Genomic DNA, 18,127 nt, shown 5'->3' on the forward strand with positions numbered 1-18,127 from the left:
TGACGAGCGCAGTGAAAATGAAAAAAGAACAGTTCGAGGGAGCAAGCGCATGAACGGGGTGGTTCTCAAGGATGTCAAGAAATCCTATGGCGCGGTGAAAGTGATCCACGGCGTCGACCTCGAGATCAGCAAGGGCGAGTTCATCGTCTTCGTCGGTCCCTCGGGCTGCGGAAAATCGACGCTGCTGCGCATGATCGCCGGTCTCGAAGAAATCAGCTCCGGCGAGATGTTCATCGACGGGGAACTGGTCAACGACGTGCCGCCGTCCAAGCGCGGCATCGCCATGGTCTTCCAGTCCTATGCGCTCTATCCGCATATGACCGTCTACGACAACATGGCCTTCGGCATGCGCATCGCCAAGGCTTCGCAGGCCGAGATCGACAAACGGGTGCGCGGCGCGGCCGACATCCTGCAACTCACGCCCTATCTCGACCGCCTGCCCAGGGCGCTGTCCGGCGGCCAGCGCCAGCGCGTCGCCATCGGCCGCGCAATCGTGCGCAATCCCAAGGTCTTCCTGTTCGACGAGCCGCTGTCGAATCTGGATGCCGCGCTGCGCGTCGCCACCCGCATCGAGATCGCCAAGCTTCATGAAAGCATGTCGGATGCGATCATGATCTATGTGACGCATGACCAGGTCGAGGCGATGACGCTGGCCGACCGCATCGTCGTGCTCTCTGCCGGCAAGATCGAGCAAGTCGGCACGCCGCTGGAGCTATATGAAAATCCGCAGTCGCTGTTCGTCGCCGGCTTCATCGGTTCGCCCAAGATGAACCTGCTCGGCGGCAAGCTCGCGGAACCCTATGGCTGCAGGACGATCGGCGTGCGCCCCGAACATCTCGATGTCGTCGAGAGCGGCGGTCAATGGAGCGGCAAGGTGATCCATACCGAAAAGCTCGGCGCGGATTCCTATCTCTATCTGGAGATCGGCGCGGAAGAACCGCTCACCGTGCGCGAAAACGGCACCACCCGCTACAACACCGGCGACACGGTGTCGGTGAAGGCGCAGGAGGGCAAGATGCACCGCTTCGGCGCCGACGGTCGGCCAGTCGCCTGACGCCGGTCGCTTTGCCCGGATTGACTGTTTCGGGCGCTTGCGCCACATCCTTGCACAGGATCGCGCCCTGGGGCGCGACACTGTCATGGAGCCCCGCATGCCCGCCTTCAATCCTCTCGTCGCCCGTCTGTCGCCGCCGCCCATCCCCTCCGTGCTTGCCTGGGCGCAAGCCTATGACGGCGCGCGCGGCCCGAAGATCGATCTGAGCCAGGCGGTGCCGGGCTATCCGCCGCACCCAGATATGTTGACCTGGCTTGCGGAGGCCGCAGGCTCGGCGGCCTATACCGGTTATGGGGCGATCGAGGGCGAGGATGCGTTGCGGCAGGCCTATGCCGCCCATGTCACTGGGCTCTATGGCGTCGATGTGACGGCTGAGAATGTCCATATCACCTCGGGCGCCAATCAGGCTTTCCTCTGCGCCGCCATGGCGGTGGCAGGTCCCGGCGATGCGATCGCCCTGACGCGGCCTTTCTATTTCAACATGGAAACAACGCTCGCTATGCTGGGCATCGGCGTTAGGACGGTGGCCTGCCGGCAGGAGAACGGTTTCCTGCCCGATCCCGCCGATGTCGAAGTAATGCTGCAGAGCGGCGTGAAGGCGTTTGCAGTGGTGAGCCCCAACAATCCCACCGGCGCCGTCTATCCCGCCGATCTGCTCGCCGAGATCTTCGCGCTTTGCCGCAAGTATGACGCCTGGCTTATTCTGGATGAGACCTATCGCGATTTCATCGATGGCGAGGCCGCGCCGCATGGGCTGATGTCGATCGAGAACTGGCAGGATGGGCTGATCCTCACCTATAGTTTTTCGAAATCCTATTGCATTCCCGGCCATCGGCTGGGCGCCGTGATGGGTGGGCCTGCACTGGTCGATCAGGTCGCCAAGGTGATGGACAATCTGCAGATCTGCGCGCCGCGCGCCGCCCAGGCCGCGCTCGCGAAGGCCATTCCGGCGCTGGCCGATTGGCGCAGGGACAATAAGGCGGAGATTTCGCGGCGCGTGACAGCTTTGAAGACGGTCATGCGGGCCTTGCCGGACTGGTCGCTCGACGCGATCGGAGCTTATTTCGCCTATATCCGTCATCCCTTTGCCGGTCAGCCCTCCGAGCGCGTTGCGGAGAAACTGGCGCGGGAGGCGGGCGTCGTCTGCCTGCCGGGGCTCTATTTCGGCGAAGGGCAGGACAATCACCTGCGCTTCGCTTTCGCCAATGCCGACGCCCAGACGATTGGGCTGTTGACCGAGCGGCTCAAGGACTTCCGGCTCTGAAACCGGAAGCCTTGGCTTACCTAACCTCGCTCAGCAATAGATCTGCCAGCGTTCGCGAATGGCCTGATCGGCGATCGGGTCGATGAGGCTCGGGGCGGCGTCGCGCAGGATGCGGTTCTTGCGCTCGATCGCCTTTTGCACGAGGTCGGGACGGCCGAGCTCCACCCATTCCTTCGGGCTCGAACGGTTGGCGACGGCGGGATAGACATATTCGGTCTGCATCACCTGCAGCGTCTGTTCATGGCCGAGATAATGGCCGGGGCCTTCCAGGCAGACCGATTTCATCGTGTCGATCGAGACGGAATCCTCAGTCACATCGATGCCGCGCACGCAACGCTGCACCTGGCCGAGCATGTCGTCGCCCAGCACCAGCGACTCCAGGCAGAAGCCGAGCAGCGAGGCATGCATGCCGACCGATTCATAGACCATGTTGAGCCCCGAGAGACCGGCGAGCACATTGAGAATGCCCTGTTCCCAGCCCGCCTGCATGTCCGGCAGCTTGGAATCCGACATGCCGCCGGCAGCGCCGCCCGGCAGGCCGTAGAAATGGTGCATCTGGGCGCAGCCGGCCGACAGCAGCCCCTGTTCGCCCGAGCCGCCCGACATCGCGCCGGTGCGCAGATCCGACACGAAAGGCCAGGTGCCGAAAATGGCGGGATGGCCCGGCGCCATGGCGTTGACATAGACCACGCCCGCCAGGCATTCCGCCACCGCCTGCACGATGGCCGTGGCGAGCGGCGCGGGCGCCGTGGCGCCGGCCTGGCCGGCCGACAGCAGCAGGATGGGCATGCCCTCGCGGATGCAATGCTCCATGGTCTGGCAGCTTTCGGTGGCGAATTTCATCGGCGGCACGACGAAGCAGTTGGAGTTCGACACGAAAGGCCTGGCGCGCCACTGATCCTCGCCGCCGGCGATCATATGCAGCATCTCGAAGCCGTCGGCCACATGGGACGGGTCGGAGAAGCTGGTGCCGACATGCTTGCTGGTGCCGGCGCAGCAGGCATAGAGCGTGTTCATGTCCATCAGGAGATTGTCGGTGACGTCACGACAGACCATGGCGCGCTGAAAGAAATGGATATTGTCAAGGTGGTGGACGAGTTTCGAGGCGTCGATCAGATCCTTGGCGGTGGATTCGCGATATTCGCGCTTTTCGACATCCACGACATGCACCGCCGCCCCGGCAGTGCCGAAATAGGTGCGCGTGCCGGAAAGCTGCATGTCGAATTTCGGATCGCGGCCGCAGAGCGTGATGTCGCGGGCGGCGAGCGCCAGCATGTCCTCGACCAGCGCGCGCGGGAAAGCGCAGGCGGCCATCGTCGCCCAGCACCGCGCCGGCCCGGGTCATGACCTCGACGCCCGTCTCCGGCGCCTGCGACAGGCCGATGACTTCAAGCGCCTCGAGCGCCGCTTCATGGATGCGTTTGACGCCGGCGTCGGTCAGCGGCTTGTATTGCCCGCCCGACAGGCCGGGACGGATCGGCCGGAGATTGTCGGCAAGAGGGGCCGCGCGTTGAGCGACGCGCGCGGCGCGGCCTCCGGCTCTTCGCGATGCGGATACGGTGCAGACATCATCCATGAAAACCTCCCTTGCGCCTGAACGGCGCGCTCCCATGCCGGGGATTCCACCGCGAACGCGGCAAACGCGCAATCAAAGGAAAAAGCGCCAATGCGGTGGTCAAATTTGTGCATGAACGGAAAATCTGGCTTTATACAAAAATTCGACGGCGTCTCAGAAGGTTTATTCTTTGGTTGCCGCATAAGGCGAGCGACGTAAGATTTCCGGCAACAGCAGGAGAACATCTATATGCGCTACGCCTTTATCGGCCTCGGTCATCTCGGCCGCAATCTCGCCTCGTCCCTTCTTCGCGCCGGCTTCACTGTCGTCGTCAACGATATAGACCCCAAATGCGCCCAGACGCTCATCGCCGATGGCGCCGAATGGGCCGCGACGCCCGAAGAGGCGGCGCGCAAGAGCGATGCGGTGATCACCTGCCTGCCGTCGCCGAAAGTGTCGGAACTGGTGCTGACCGGCGAGACCGGAATCCTCAAGGGCGCGCGACCGGGCCAGACCTGGATCGAAATGAGCACGCTGAGCTCCGAGGATGTCGAGCGGCTGTCGGCGGTCGCGGCGAAATCGGGCGTCCGGATGATGGAAAGCCCCGTGACCGGCGGCGTGCACAAGGCGGCAAGCGGCGAAATCACCGTCATCGCCGGCGGCGACAAGGATCTCTTCGATCTGCATCGCCCGGCGCTTGAGGCCATGGGCGGCGATATTTTCCATGCTGGTCCGCTCGGCAAGGCGGCGGTGATCAAGGTGATCACCAATATGCTCGCCTTCATCCATCTCATCGCCACGGGCGAAGCGTTGATGCTGGCGAAGCGCGGCGGCATCGATCTCACCGACGCTTTCAACATCATCAAGGCGTCCTCGGGCAACAGCTTCGTGCACGAGACCGAGGGCCAGGTCATCCTGAACGGCAGCTACAACATCAATTTCACCATGGATCTCGCCATCAAGGATCTCGGTTTCGCGCTGGGCTTCGGCAAGGAATTCGGCGTGCCGCTCGATCTCGCCAGCCACGCCATGCAGACCTTCATCCGCGCCAAATCCCTCTATGGCGGTCAGGCCTGGTCGTCGCAGGTGGTCAAGCTGCTGGAAGACGCCACCGGCACGGATCTCCGCGCGCCAGGCTTTCCAGAGGAGCTCTGATCCTCGGTATGAGCTTGCAAAAGCGGCGCGTGCGGATAGAACAGGACGAACCCAAGCCGCGCGTGCCTCTCATGTCCGAACAGTCTCCTTTCGTCGGTTACCAGCTTCCGCCGCTCGCCTGGCTTCGCGCCTTCGAGGCGGCGGCGCGGCATGAGAGTTTCACGCTGGCCGCCACCGAGCTGAGCCTCACCCAGGCGGCCGTTTCCCATCAGGTGCGGTCGCTGGAAAAACATCTCGGCGTCACCCTGTTCGAACGGCTGCCGCGCAGCCTTCGCCTGACGGAAAAGGGCGCCGCCTATCTGCCGCCGCTGCGCAACAGCTTCGATGAACTGGCGGCGGCGACCGCCGGGCTTTTTGGCCCTGTTGGTAAGAGAAATCTTACTCTGAGGGTGCCGATTTCCTTCATGGCGCTGTGGCTGGCGCCGCGGCTGCCGAAATTCGTGGCGCAGTGGCCGGATATTTCCCTGCGCATATCCACCGTGGTCTGGGCGCCGGCGGCGAGCGACGATGTCGCCGATGTCGATATCCGCTTCGGTGACGGCCGCTGGCCGGGGCTGAAAGCCTCGCTGTTGATGCGGCAGCCGGCGATCGTGGTTGCCGCGCCGAACCTGATTCAGGGGAATGACGACGCCGAACGCATGCGGGCGCTGCTCGATGCGCCGTCGCTCATCCATGTGACGGGCTATGAAAATCTCTGGCAGCGCTTCCTGAAGCTGATCGGCGTGTCGCTGCCGGCGTCGGCCGGCATCAATGTCGATACGACGATCTCGGCGCTGGAAATGGCCGCCGCCGGTCTCGGGCCCGCGCTGATCCAGTCCGATCTCGCCGAGCCCTTCCTGAAGAGCGGCCGGCTGGCGCGGGCGCTGGACGCCAGCATTGCGCTGGACGAAGCGCATTACATCGTGCAACCTGAAAGCCAGCGCCGGGTGCGGCCTGAAGCCATGCTGTTTCGCGACTGGCTCGCCAAGGAAGCCGCCGGCGGCTGACGCGAGACGCGTCGAATGCCGCCGACGTCTTGATCAGCGGCCCTTCCAGACCGGATCACGCTTTTCGGTAAAGGCGCGGGCGCCTTCGAGATTGTCTTCACTGCCGCCGTAGAGCACATCCACCGTCTTCAGCTGGCGGCGGGTGATCTTGTTCATCGTGTCCTGGAATTTTGAGCCTTCCGCCTCGCGCACCACTTCCTTGATGGCGGCGTAGACCAGCGGCGGGCCGCTTTCGAGCAGGCGGGCGAGCTCCCAGGCGCGCTCCATCAGCCTGTCAGCGGCGAGGATCTCGTTGACGAAGCCCCAGCGATGGGCCTCCTGCGCATCCAGCCAGCGGCCGGTGAACAGCATATCCATGGCGATGTGATAGGGAATGCGCTTGGGCAGCTTGATGGAGGCGGCGTCGGCCACTGTGCCGGAGCGGATTTCGGGCAAAGCGAAGGTCGCGTGCTCGGCCGCCAGAATCATGTCTGTCGACAGCGCGATTTCGAGGCCGCCGCCGCAGCAGATGCCGTTGATCGCGGCAATGATCGGCTTGTTGAGATCGCGCAATTCCTGCATGCCGCCGAAGCCGCCGACGCCGTAATCGCCATCCACCGCATCGCCGGCGGCGGCGGCCTTGAGATCCCAGCCCGGGCAGAAGAATTTCGGACCGGAGCCGGTGATGATGGCGACGCGCAGGCTCTCGTCATCGCGGAAATCCTGGAAGATCTTGCCCATGATGCGGGAGGTGATCAGGTCGATGGCGTTGGCCTTGGGCCGGTCGATGGTGACTTCCAGAATGCCGCCCTCGCGGCGGGTTTTTATGGGGGTGTCGGTCATGCGGGTCTCCCGGTTGTTGTCTTGCATGTTCGTCGATGAGACCGTCATGCTCGGGCTTGTCCCGAGCATCTGCTGAGCCAAACCGTAAGCTGCGGCAGATCCTCGGGACAAGCCCGAGGATGACGACCTTGAGCCTTTTACTCTCTTACGCTCACCAGCGCATCCGCTGCGACCACGCCCTCGGGCAGGGCCATCAGCGGGTTGATGTCCAGTTCCTCGATCGTTGCCGAATGTGCGATGACGAATTCGGCGGCGGCGGCGATGGCGTTGATGAGGGCGGGCATGTCAGCCTTGGCCTGGCCGCGATAGCCGTTGAGAAGCTTGGCGATCTTGAGGCCTTGCAATGCGCGCTCGATCTCTTCCTTCGTCGTCGGCAGGGTCAGCACGGCGCTGTCCTCGATCAATTCCACCAGGATGCCGCCGGCGCCCACCGTCAGCACCGGGCCGACCACTGCGTCACGCATGGCGCCGATGATCAGTTCGGCTGCCGGTTTGCCGGCCATCGCTTCCACCAGATAGCCCTGCGCCACCGATAGCATTGCATGGGCTGCGGCCAGCACTTCGGCTTCGGAACGGAGATTGAGCTTGACCGCGCCGGCCTCGGTCTTGTGCGCCACGCCCGAGCCCTTGAGCGCCACGGGAAAGCCGATCTCGGCTGCGGCCTTCGCTGCGGCTTCGGGGGTGGCTGCGAACTGGCCCTTGGGGACCGGCAGGCCGAAGGGGGCGAGCGCCTGTTTGGACTGATACTCGGTCAGGGTTTGCGGTTCGCTGTCGCTGACGCTCGCCCGCAGCAGCGGCAGCGGGGCAGGGCGCGACCACGCGCGGTGGATGCGATGGGCGATGTCCACCGCAGCCAAGGCCTCGTTGATGCCATAGAAGGCGCCGACGCCTTCCTGCATCAGCCTGACAGCCACATCCTCCGGCAGGTTCTCGCCCATCGAGGCGACGATGCCGGCATGGGCGCCGGTCGCCTGTTTGGCTGCGATGACCGCATCCACTGTTGTCATCCAGTCGGCCGGGTCGCAGCGGTCGGCGCGGGGGAAATCGAGCACGATGAGGTTGAGCGCATAATCGCCCTGCATCATGGTCGAGAAGGCGGTCGTCTGCTTGTCGCAATTGCCCCAGACGAAGGTGTGGTAATCGAGCGGATTGGAGAGCGTGACCATCTGGCCCAGCGTCTCGCGCAACACCGGAAGCTGTTCGGGCTTCAAATCACGGAAGACGATGTCGCGGTTTTCGCCAGCGTCGGCCACCAGCGAGGCCTCGCCGCCCGAGCAGCTCATCGAGGAGACGGTGTTGTCCGCCAGCGGCCCGAAGAGATGCAGGAGTTTCAGGGTTTCCAGAAGCTCCGGCAGCGTCTCGACCCGGCCGATGCCGAGCCGGTCGAGCACGGCTGACGACACTTTGTCATTCCCTGCGAGCGAGGCGGTGTGCGACACGGTCGCCTTCTGCGCCGCTTCCGACTTGCCGACCTTCAGCGCGATCACCGGCTTTTTCAGCTCGCGGGCGCGGCGGCCGAGCAGTTCCAGCATCTCGATATCGTCAAAGCCTTCGATATGCAGTCCGACGGCGGTGACGCGGGGATCTTCCAGCGCGGCGACGGCCAGAGCCGACAGCCCCGTCTGGGCCTGATTGCCCGCCGTCATCAGATAGGCCAGCGGCAGGCCGCGCGCCTGCATGGAAATGTTGCAGGCGATGTTGGAGCTCTGCGTCAGCACCGCGACGCCGCGTTCAGTTCGCACCATGCCATGCTGGTCGGGCCAGAGCAGCGCGCCGTCGAGCATGTTGATGAAACCGTAGCAATTGGGGCCGACCACGGCCATGTCGCCGGCGGCCTCCACCAGTTGCGCCTGTAGCTCATGTCCATCGGGCAGTTCCTTGACCGCTTCGGAAAAGCCCGAGGCGTAGCAGATTGCGCCGCCCGCGCCCCGGTCGCGTAATTGCCGCATGATTTCGATCGTGAGCGTGCGGTTGACGCCGACGAAGGCGGCGTCGGGGGCGGCCGGAAGGTCTGCGACCGAGCGGTAGCAGCGATAGCCATGCACCTCGTCTTTGGTGGGGTGCACGGGCCAGATCTCGCCCTGATAGCCCATTTTCTTGCATTGCTCGACCACACGGCCCGCCTCCTTGCCGCCGAACACGGCGATGGATTTCGGGCGGATCAGGCGGGAGAGGGAATCGGGGAGAGGGATTTCATGGCATGCTCCATAGATTAGGACCCCGCCCCGAAACCCCTCCCCACAAGGGGAGGGGCCAACCCGGAGCAGTCGCCTCGCTGTCAAGCTGCGCTTCTGGTCGCTGAAACGGCAAGCGGGGCGGAACGAGTGCGGCAGATTAAGCCCCTCCCCCTTGTGGGGAGGGGTTTGGGGCGGGGTCTTTATGGAGCCCGCCATAAGACCTTAAGCCCCGAACGGCCTGAGCAGATCGCGGCTAATGATATGCCGCTGGATCTCGGATGTGCCGTCCCAGATGCGTTCGACGCGGGCGTCGCGCCAGAAGCGGGCCAGCGGCAGGTCGTCCATCAGGCCCATGCCGCCATAGATCTGGATCGCCTGGTCGGTGACGCGGGCGAGCATTTCGGATGCGTAGAGCTTGGCGGAGGCGATCTCGCGGTTGGACGGTTTGCCCTGGTCGAGCAGCCAGGCGCCGTGCAAAGTCAGAAAATCGGCGGCGTCGATCTCGGTGATCATGTCGGCGAGCTTGAAGGAGACGCCCTGATTGGCGCCGATCGGCTTGCCGAACTGCTTGCGCTCGGCTGCATAGGGCACGCAGTAATCGAACGCGCGGCGGGCGCGGCCGACGCAATTGGCGGCCACCGTGAGCCGCGTGCCGTAAAGCCAGTCGTTTGCGAGATCGAAGCCCTTGTGGACTTCGCCCAGAATCTGGGCTGAGGACAGGCGGCAATCGTCGAAATTGAGGATGCAGTTCTTGTAGCCGCGATGGGAGACGGAATTATAGCCCTCGCGGATCTCGAAGCCCGGCGTGCCGCGATCGACCAGGAAACAGGTGATCAGCTTCTTGGGGCCGCGCGGCGTTTCTTCCTCGCCGGTGGCGATGAAGACGATGACGAAATCGGCGATATTGGCATGGCTGATGAAATGCTTGGTGCCGTTGACGATCCAGTCGTCGCCATCGGGTTTGGCGAAGCATTTCATGCCGCGCACGTCGGAGCCTGCGCCCGGTTCGGTCATGGCGAGCGCGTCGAATTTTTCGCCCTTGGTGGCGGGGATCAGATAACGTTCGCGCTGGTCGGCGTTGCAGCCCATGAGAATGCCGGAGGGACGGCCGAAGAAGACGGTGAGCGCCATCGAGGCGCGGCCGAGTTCGCGTTCGACCAGGGCGAAGGTCAGGTGATCCAGCCCTGCGCCGCCCACATCTTCGGGCATGTTGCAGCCGAAGAAGCCGAGTTCCTTGACCTTCCGGGCGATCTCCTGGCCCATTTCCGGCGGCACGAAGCCTTGCTTTTCGACCTGGTCTTCAAGGGGATAGAGCTCGGTTTCGACAAAGCTCCTGACCGTGTTGACGATCATGTCCTGTTCTTCGGTCAGTCCAAAATTCATGGTGTTTCCTCCTTGTATGGAGGGCGCCGCGCACCCCCTCTGTCCTGCCGGACATCTCCCCTCAAGGGGGAGAGTGGATTCCATTTTCCCGCTCGCCCAGCCGAGAGGCCAATTGGTTGGCGCTGTCGGCGCTCCATCCAATCTCCCCCTTTAGGGGAGATGCCCGGCAGGGCAGAGGGGGTAATTCTTGCTCTTCCGTTACTTCTTCTGCCCGACAGACCGCCCCGCACCCTCGGGCAGCGGCAGCTTGGCATGCGCATCGATCAGCGGCTGCAGCTTCTCCATCACTTCCGGCAGCGGCGGCACGGACTTGCTCTCGCTCGATGACACATGCAGCATCAGATGTTCGCAGGTCGCCACCATCGTGTCGTCGGAGACGCGATAAAGGGACATAAAGGTATGCAGCTTCTTGCCGTCACAGGGCAGGATTTGCCCCTTGGTGTAAAGGCTTTCACCCAGCTTGCATTCCGCCAGCAGTCGCACATGGTTTTCGACCGTGTAATAGCTGTGACCGGCCTCGACATAGGCCATATCCGCGCCGATCAGGCGCAACAGCGCATCGGCGGAATCGGCGAAGCACTGGGTGTAGCGGAACTCCGTCATATGGCCGTTGTAATCGACCCAGGAGGGCTGCACCTTGAGATCCAGCAGCCGGATCGGCTGGGAGAGATCGGGGGCGGCGGGCTTGGGCGCGTTCTTCCACAGATGCGCCTCGAACTCGGCGAGCAGCTTGCCGGAGCCCCAGCCCTGGCCGCCATTCGATCCCTTCAGCGTCTGCATGATGCCGACGAGATTTTCGTCGCGGATGCGTTCCAGCTCGCGGAAGCCGTAAGCGCCGGATTGCGCATCCGACTGGCTGGCGATCTTGTCGACCAGTTCGTCGGTCAGGTCCACCACATCCATCAGCTTGGTCCAGGGCCAGGACAGGCAGGGGCCGAACTGGGCGATGAAATGGCGCATGCCGGCTTCGCCGCCAGCGATGCGGTAGGTTTCGAACATGCCCATCTGCGCCCAGCGCATGCCGAAGGAATAGCGGATCACGTCGTCGAGCGTTTCTGTGTCGCAGATGTCGTCCTGGATCAGCCACAGGCCCTCGCGCCAGACGGCTTCGAGCAGGCGGTCGCCGACAAAGGCTTCGATTTCCTTCTTGAGGATCACGCCTTTCATGCCGATCGGCGCGAGCTTGGCCTTGGCTTCTTCCAGCACCGCCGGAGACGTCTTCTGGCCGCCGACCAGTTCTGCGAGCGGCAGGAGATAGACGGGGTTATAGGGGTGTGCGACGAACATCCGCTCGGGATGTTTCATGTCCCGCTGCAGTTCCGTCGGCATGATGCCGGAGGTCGAGGATCCGATCAGCGCCTTGGGATCTGCGGCCGCGTCGATCTGGGTGATGACATTGCGCTTGAGGTCGATGCGCTCGGGCACCGATTCCTGGATCCAGTCGGCGCCGGCGACGGCCTCTTCGACCGTCTTGTAGAAGGTCAGCTTGCCTTTGGGCGGCAAGGGCGCAGCCGTGAGCAGGCTATAGGCGCGCTCGGCATTGGCCATGACTTCGCCGATGATGCGCTCGGCTTCCGGATGCGGGTCATACATGGCGGTGTCGATGCCGGCCAGCACGAAACGCGCCGCCCAGGCCCCGCCGATAACGCCGCCGCCGATGCAGGCTGCTTTCTGGATTTTGGTCATAGTCTATTCCACCTGTTTCAATGGACCCCGCCCCAAACCCCTCCCCACATGGGGGAGGGGCTTAACCTGCGGCGATCGCTCATCCAATTCTACAGTTCAGCCCGCCGCGAGATTGCTTTCTGCAAAGCGCGTTCGGCACTTTAAGCCCTCCCCTTGTGGGGAGGGTGGGGAGGGGTTCTTTCCTCAGCGTTTCGTCAGCTTCAGTTTCTCGCGCACTTCGGCCGGGCCGATGATTCTCGCGCCCATGCCCTCGATCACGGTCACGGCCTTCTCCACCAGTTGCGCATTGGTGGCGAGCACGCCCTTGGAGAGGTAGAGATTGTCCTCAAGGCCGACGCGGACATTGCCGCCGGCCAGCACCGAGGCTGCCGGATAGGCGAGCGCATTGCGGCCGATCGAGAAGGCCGAGAAGGTCCAGTTGGCGGGCACATTGTTGACCATGGCCATGAAGGTGTTGAGATCGTCGGGCGCGCCCCAAGGAATGCCCATGCACAGCTGGATCAGCACCGGATCCTCGATCAGGCCTTCCTCGACCAGTTGCTTGGCGAACCAGAGATGGCCGGTGTCGAAGGCTTCGATTTCGGGGCGCACGCCGAGATCGGTCATCATCTTGGCCATGGCGCGCAACATGGACGGCGTGTTGGTCATGACATAGTCGCCGAGCGAAAAGTTCATGGTGCCGCAATCCAGAGTGCAGATTTCCGGCAGGCATTCGGCCACGTGGCTGACGCGCTCGGTGGCGCCGGCCATGTCGGTGCCATTGGGATTGAGCGGCAGCGGCTGTTCGACATTGCCGAAAATCATGTCGCCGCCCATGCCGGCGGTGAGGTTGAGCACCACATCGACATCGGCGGAGCGAATGAGATCGGTGACTTCCTTGTAGAGATCGTTGCGGCGGCTCGCGGCGCCGGTCTCGGGATCGCGCACATGGCAATGCACCACGGCGGCGCCGGCTTTCGCGGCGTCGATGGCCGAGGCGGCGATGTCCTTGGGCGAGCGGGGCACATGCGGCGACTTGCCAGCAGTGTCGCCGGAGCCGGTGACGGCGCAGGTGATGAAGACGTCGCGGTTCATAGTGAGCGGCATGAATGTTCCTCCTTGGGGAGCCTTGATGCGCATTCAATGCCGAGGCGGCTTGCTTTGCTTTGCAAATGGCGCAATATTCTAAACATAATCGGAAGCTCTTATGTTAGACTCTGCTGACCAAATCGCCGACCTCGATATTCTCGCATTTCCCGAGACGACGATGATTCTGCTGGCGGCGGTGATCGAGCCCATCCGCGCCGCCAATCGTATCGCCGGCCGCACGCTCTATCGCTGGCGGTTGCTCAGCCCCGACGGCAAGCCGGTGGAGACGACCGCCGGCATCTCCATTCCGGTGTCGGGCGCCTTTCAACCGGAGCGTGACGCGCAGCCTTTGTTCGTCGTCGCGAGCTATAATTGGCAACGCAGCGCCACACCGGCGATCAGGATGGCGCTTTCGCGCACCGCCCGGCATCGGGCGCTGATCGTGGGTGTGGAATCCGGTGCCTGGCGATGGCGGAGGCGAGCCTGCTCGACGATCACAAGGCGACGGTGCATTGGGAAGATTTCGACGATTTCACTGCGCGCTATCCGGAAATCGGCACGGTCAAGGAACGCTATGTCATCGATCGCAAGCGCATGACCAGCGCCGGGGCGGTGCCGACGCTCGATCTGATGCTGGAGATTATCCGCCGCGGCCACGGCTATTCCATGGCGCTCGAAGTGGCGCGTTCCTTCATCTATGAGCGGGACGGGGAGGGCGCGACCTGCTGCCGTCGCCGCCGACCGCGCCGGGCATCATCGATCGCCGTATCTCGGAAGCCGTGCGGCTGATGGAGGAGACGGTGGACCAGCCGCTGTCGCTGGAAAAGCTCGCGCGCAAAAGCGGTCTGTCGGCGCGGCATCTGCAGAGCCTGTTCAACCAGTCCTTCGGGGTGACGCCGCATGTGCATTATCTGGCGCTGAGGCTGAACGCGGCGCGGCGCAAGGTCATCGAGACGCCAGCGTCCTTCGCCGAGATCGCGACGGCCACCGGCTTCAATTCCGCCTCGGCCTTTTCGCGATCCTACCGGCTGCAATTCCGGGAAAGCCCGTCGGAGACGCGCAAGCGTCTCCGGTCGCCGGCCTGACATGTTTTTGAAGGATCAGACCGCGTCCAAAGCGCGCTCGAAATCCTCGATCAGATCTTCGCCGTCTTCGATGCCGGCCGACAGGCGCAGGAGACCCGCGGAAATGCCCAGCTCCGCGCGCGCCTCGTCGGTCAGGTTCTTGTGCGTGGTGGTGGCCGGATGGGTGATCAGGCTTTTCGCGTCGCCGAGATTGTTGGAGATCAGCACCACGTCGAGGCCGTTCTGCAGCGTGAAGGCTTCCTTCTTGCCGCCCTTGAGCTCGAACGCCACCAGCGTGGAACCGCCGGTCATCTGGCGGGCGATGATGTCGGCCTGCGGATGGTCTGGACGGCCGGGATAGATCACCCGCTCGACCTTGGGATGGCTGGCGAGGAAATCGGCGACACGGGCGGCGTTTTCGGTCTGCTGCTTGATGCGCAGCGCCATGGTTTCCAGGCCCTTCAGCAGAACCCAGGCGTTAAACGGCGACATGGCCGGGCCGGTATGGCGGAAATAGTCGTGCAGGTTCTCGTCGATCCACTGCTTGTCCGACAGCACGACGCCGCCCAGGCAACGACCCTGGCCGTCGATATGCTTGGTGGCCGAATAGACGACCACATGCGCGCCGAGCTCCAGCGGCTTCTGGAAAAGCGGGGTGGCGAAGACATTGTCGACCACGACCTTGGCGCCGATCTGGTTGGCGAGTTTTGCCACGCTGGCGATGTCGACCACTTCCAGCGTCGGATTGGTCGGGCTTTCGAGGAAGAAAACCTTGGTGTTGGGGCGGATCTCGGCTTCCCAGTTTGCGAGGTCGCGGCCGTCGACCAGGGTGCATTCGACGCCATATTTCGGCGCCAGCGTCTCCACGACCCAGCGGCAGGAGCCGAACAGCGCGCGGGCGGCGACGATATGATCGCCGGCTTTCACCTGGGAGAGGATGGCTGCGGAAACGGCGGCCATGCCGGAGGCGGTGGCGCGGGCGTCTTCGGCGCCTTCGAGCATGCACATGCGCTTTTCGAGCATGTCATTGGTGGGGCTGCCATAGCGGGCATAGATGAAGCCGGGATCCTCGCCCTTGAAACGGGCCTCGGCCGCTTCCGACGTTTCATAGACGAATCCCTGGGTCAGGAAAATCGCTTCCGACGTTTCGCCATATTGCGACCGCTGCGTTCCGCCATGCACGAGTTTCGTCGCCGGCCGCCAATTCTTGTTCATGTGAACCACCTCAACACAAAAAAACCGGCCGCAAAAGCAGGCCGGTTTCCATCAGAACCCGGCCTTTTTAGCAAGTTGTTTAACGTGGCTGCAAGCCGGCCGGCCAAATCACCACGAATTCCGTGGATGGCCATATCTCAAACGGTCTTCGAGGTCAATCGGACTCGATTCGCGCTTGCGTCGGCAAGGGGGATTTCTATTGTCCCGACAAAAATAGAGGTTGAGATGGCAGGAATTCTGGCGGATCGCGCGATCAGGGCGCTTTGGGACGAGGGACGGCTGAAGGCCGAAAAGCCGCTGGATCACGACCAGATCCAGCCGGCCAGCCTCGATCTGCGCCTGGGCGCCAAAGCCTTCCGCGTGCGCGCCTCCTTCCTGCCGGGCCCGAGCAAGCGGGTCTCCGACAAATTGAGCCGGCTCAGCCTGCATGTGGTCGATCTGACCGAGGGCGCCGTGCTCGAAACCGGCTGCGTCTACATCGTGCCGTTGCTCGAGACGATCGATCTGCCACAGCATCTGTCGGCCTCGACCAACCCCAAGAGCTCCACCGGCAGGCTGGATATCTTCACGCGGGTGATCACCGATTATGCGCAGGAATTCGACCAGATCGCGCCGGGCTATTGCGGGCAGCTCTATCTCGAAATCTCGCCCAAGACCTTCCCGATCATCGTCCGGCGCGGCTCGCGCCTGTCGCAGATCCGTTTCCGCGAGGGGCAATCGCTTCTGCGGGAAGACGAAATGCTGTCGCTGCATCTTGCCGAGACGCTGGTCGCCGCGGAAAGCCCCGTCATATCAGGCTCGTCGATCGCGCTGTCGATCGATCTGATGGGCTCGGGCGCGGACGGTCTGGTCGGCTATCGCGGCAAGCGCCATTCCGCCGTGATCGACGTAGATGTCAAGGCCGCCCATGACATCTATGATTTCTGGGAGCCGATCTACAGCCGCGGCCGCAACGAACTGATCCTCGATCCCGACGAATTCTACATTCTCGTCAGCCGCGAAGCGGTGCATGTGCCGCCGCTCTATGCCGCCGAGATGGTGCCGTTCGATCCCTTGGTGGGCGAATTTCGCGTGCATTACGCCGGCTTCTTCGATCCCGGCTTCGGCCATGTCGAGGCGGGTGGGGCGGGCGCGCGCGCGGTGCTGGAAGTACGCAGCCATGACGTGCCCTTCATTCTCGATCACGGCCAGATCATCGGCCGGCTCGTCTATGAACATATGCGCGAGAAGCCCGAGGCGCTCTACGGGACCGGGCTGGGCTCGAACTACCAGGCGCAGGGCCTCAAACTCTCCAAGCATTTCCGAGCGCAGGACTGATCACGCCGCCTGTTTGGCGCCTGCGAGATCGGCGCGGCGAATCGCACGTTCGAGCGCCTCGATACAGGCGGGATCATGCGCTTGCCCAGCGCCCTCATGCAGGATGGCGAACGCCTTTTCCACCGGCATGGCGGCGCGATAGGGGCGATCGGCCGTCAGCGCGTCGAAGACGTCCGCGGTGGAGATGATGCGTGTTTCGGCGCAGATCGCTTCACCGGTAATCCCTCTCGGATAGCCCTTGCCATCCAGCCGCTCGTGATGGGCGCCGGCGATGCGGGCGAGATCGGCGAAAGCGCCGATGCGCGACAGGATCTCTTCCGAATAGGAGGCGTGCCGCTTCATCGCCTCCCATTCCTCGCCTTCCAGGCGGCCGGGCTTGTCGAGGATGGAATTGCTGACGCCGAGCTTGCCGATGTCATGCAGCAGCGCGGCGCGCTTGATGCGCCGCCGAGCGGACAGATCATAGCCCATTTCTTCGGCGATCAGATCCGTGAACAGCGCGACGCGATCGCTATGGCCGGACGTGTAGGGGCTCTTGGCGTCGATGACCTGGGCGAAGGCGGCGGCGATGTCGTCGAGATAATCCTCGTCGGCAAGCCGGAGCGTCTTGCCCGGTTCGAGCGCCAGAATGCGCGTTTCGAGATCGGGGCTCGCCAGATCGTCCCAGAAAAGCCGATCGGCGACGGAGAGGAAGGCGTCGACGACGTCAGGATCGAACCAGGCTCCGCGCCTGTCCCGGAGTTCGGCAGTCGCCGCCTCGGGGCCGGCGCTCATGAAGAAGACATCGATGACCTGGGCAGCCAGCGCAATGCGGGCGAAAATCGAGATGTCCTGTCCCTTCAATCCTTGCGGACGCCCGCCGCCATCGAAGTGTTCGTCGAGATCGAGTATGCCCTGCGCCACATTCTCCGAAAAACGCATCATTCGGGCGATCTCCGCGCCCCGCTGGCAGCGGGTTTCGATCATTTCCTGCGCGATGGCGCCGCCGTTTCTGAGGATGTTCAACACCGAGCGGAAGCGCTCGGCGAGGCCCGCCTGCAGGCCGGTATGGCTGATGACGAAGCCGAGAACCTGGCTGAGGCTCGAGCCCACCAGCTTGAAATCGCGTTTGAAGCGCAGGTCGTCGGCGAGATAGAGTTCGCAGATGCGGGCCGCATTCGAGGAGCAGCCGAGATCCTTGAGCAGCAGCGTATAGTAGAGCTCTTCGAGCGCTTTTTCGGACAAGCCCATCCGCGCGCCGATGGTCATGCCGATCCGGCACACTCGGATGCAATGACCCTGCGGCTGGCCCTCGGTGAGGTCGAGCGCATGGCTGAGCGCGCTCATGATCTCCGCCAGTCTGATTGCAATCATCGCCTCGCTCCGGTTCACGACGGATGCA

Annotated in this window: 12 protein-coding genes, 2 pseudogenes and 1 riboswitch; of the genes and pseudogenes, 6 read left to right on the forward strand and 8 right to left on the reverse strand. The window is 63.5% G+C overall.

Annotated elements, in window-relative coordinates; translation table 11 throughout:
- The first annotated feature begins 49 nt into the window (after positions 1–49).
- Positions 50–1,054: an ABC transporter ATP-binding protein gene (locus H2O14_RS14910; RefSeq protein WP_182828273.1), complete on the forward strand. Its 1,005-nt coding sequence runs from the start codon at positions 50–52 to the stop codon at positions 1,052–1,054.
- Positions 1,055–1,151: 97 nt separating this feature from the next.
- Positions 1,152–2,318, forward strand: coding sequence for an aminotransferase (locus H2O14_RS14915; protein ID WP_182828274.1), 1,167 nt, complete (start codon positions 1,152–1,154; stop codon positions 2,316–2,318).
- A gap of 30 nt (positions 2,319–2,348) precedes the next feature.
- On the opposite strand, the pseudogene H2O14_RS14920 reads toward H2O14_RS14915, so the two are convergent.
- Positions 2,349–3,930: pseudogene (locus tag H2O14_RS14920) on the reverse strand (trimethylamine methyltransferase family protein).
- Positions 3,931–4,122: 192 nt separating this feature from the next.
- Here H2O14_RS14920 and H2O14_RS14925 point away from each other — a divergent pair.
- Positions 4,123–5,028: an NAD(P)-dependent oxidoreductase gene (locus H2O14_RS14925; RefSeq protein ID WP_210275456.1), complete on the forward strand. Its 906-nt coding sequence runs from the start codon at positions 4,123–4,125 to the stop codon at positions 5,026–5,028.
- A gap of 8 nt (positions 5,029–5,036) precedes the next feature.
- Entirely contained in the window at positions 5,037–6,014 is a 978-nt protein-coding gene (locus tag H2O14_RS14930; RefSeq protein ID WP_182828275.1) for a LysR substrate-binding domain-containing protein, read from the forward strand.
- Positions 6,015–6,047: 33 nt separating this feature from the next.
- On the opposite strand, the gene H2O14_RS14935 is transcribed toward H2O14_RS14930, so the two are convergent.
- The 5 genes from H2O14_RS14935 to H2O14_RS14955 form a co-directional block, all read right to left on the reverse strand.
- Positions 6,048–6,836 (reverse strand): carnitinyl-CoA dehydratase, encoded by a 789-nt coding sequence (locus tag H2O14_RS14935; RefSeq protein WP_182828276.1) that lies wholly within the window; start codon positions 6,834–6,836, stop codon positions 6,048–6,050.
- Between the two features lie 137 nt (positions 6,837–6,973).
- Positions 6,974–9,028 carry an acetate--CoA ligase family protein gene (locus tag H2O14_RS14940; protein ID WP_312858674.1) on the reverse strand — a complete coding sequence of 685 codons (2,055 nt, stop codon included), beginning with the start codon at positions 9,026–9,028 and terminating at the stop codon, positions 6,974–6,976.
- A 207-nt stretch (positions 9,029–9,235) separates the two neighbouring features.
- The gene (locus H2O14_RS14945) at positions 9,236–10,396 is read right to left on the reverse strand and encodes an acyl-CoA dehydrogenase family protein (protein ID WP_182828278.1); all 1,161 of its coding nucleotides are present in this window, start codon (positions 10,394–10,396) and stop codon (positions 9,236–9,238) included.
- A 198-nt stretch (positions 10,397–10,594) separates the two neighbouring features.
- Positions 10,595–12,082 (reverse strand): carnitine 3-dehydrogenase, encoded by a 1,488-nt coding sequence (locus H2O14_RS14950; protein WP_182828279.1) that lies wholly within the window; start codon positions 12,080–12,082, stop codon positions 10,595–10,597.
- Positions 12,083–12,265: 183 nt separating this feature from the next.
- Complete coding sequence (locus H2O14_RS14955; protein WP_182828280.1) at positions 12,266–13,168, reverse strand: 3-keto-5-aminohexanoate cleavage protein; 903 nt, start codon at positions 13,166–13,168, stop codon at positions 12,266–12,268.
- Between the two features lie 100 nt (positions 13,169–13,268).
- Between H2O14_RS14955 and H2O14_RS14960 the strand changes: the two are divergent.
- A pseudogene (locus tag H2O14_RS14960) lies at positions 13,269–14,235 on the forward strand (GlxA family transcriptional regulator).
- A 15-nt stretch (positions 14,236–14,250) separates the two neighbouring features.
- On the opposite strand, the gene H2O14_RS14965 reads toward H2O14_RS14960, so the two are convergent.
- On the reverse strand, positions 14,251–15,429 hold the full coding sequence (locus tag H2O14_RS14965) for an O-succinylhomoserine sulfhydrylase (protein WP_182828281.1): 1,179 nt from the start codon (positions 15,427–15,429) through the stop codon (positions 14,251–14,253).
- 46 nt (positions 15,430–15,475) lie between these two features.
- A riboswitch (SAM riboswitch) is annotated at positions 15,476–15,554 on the reverse strand.
- 100 nt (positions 15,555–15,654) lie between these two features.
- Here H2O14_RS14965 and H2O14_RS14970 point away from each other — a divergent pair.
- Positions 15,655–16,746: a 2'-deoxycytidine 5'-triphosphate deaminase gene (locus H2O14_RS14970; RefSeq protein WP_182828282.1), complete on the forward strand. Its 1,092-nt coding sequence runs from the start codon at positions 15,655–15,657 to the stop codon at positions 16,744–16,746.
- On the opposite strand, the gene H2O14_RS14975 is transcribed toward H2O14_RS14970, so the two are convergent.
- Positions 16,747–18,099, reverse strand: coding sequence for an HD-GYP domain-containing protein (locus H2O14_RS14975; protein ID WP_182828283.1), 1,353 nt, complete (start codon positions 18,097–18,099; stop codon positions 16,747–16,749).
- Positions 18,100–18,127 lie beyond the last annotated feature (28 nt).

The organism is Rhizobium sp. G21 (assembly GCF_014158035.1).
GTDB lineage: Bacteria > Pseudomonadota > Alphaproteobacteria > Rhizobiales > Rhizobiaceae > Rhizobium_E.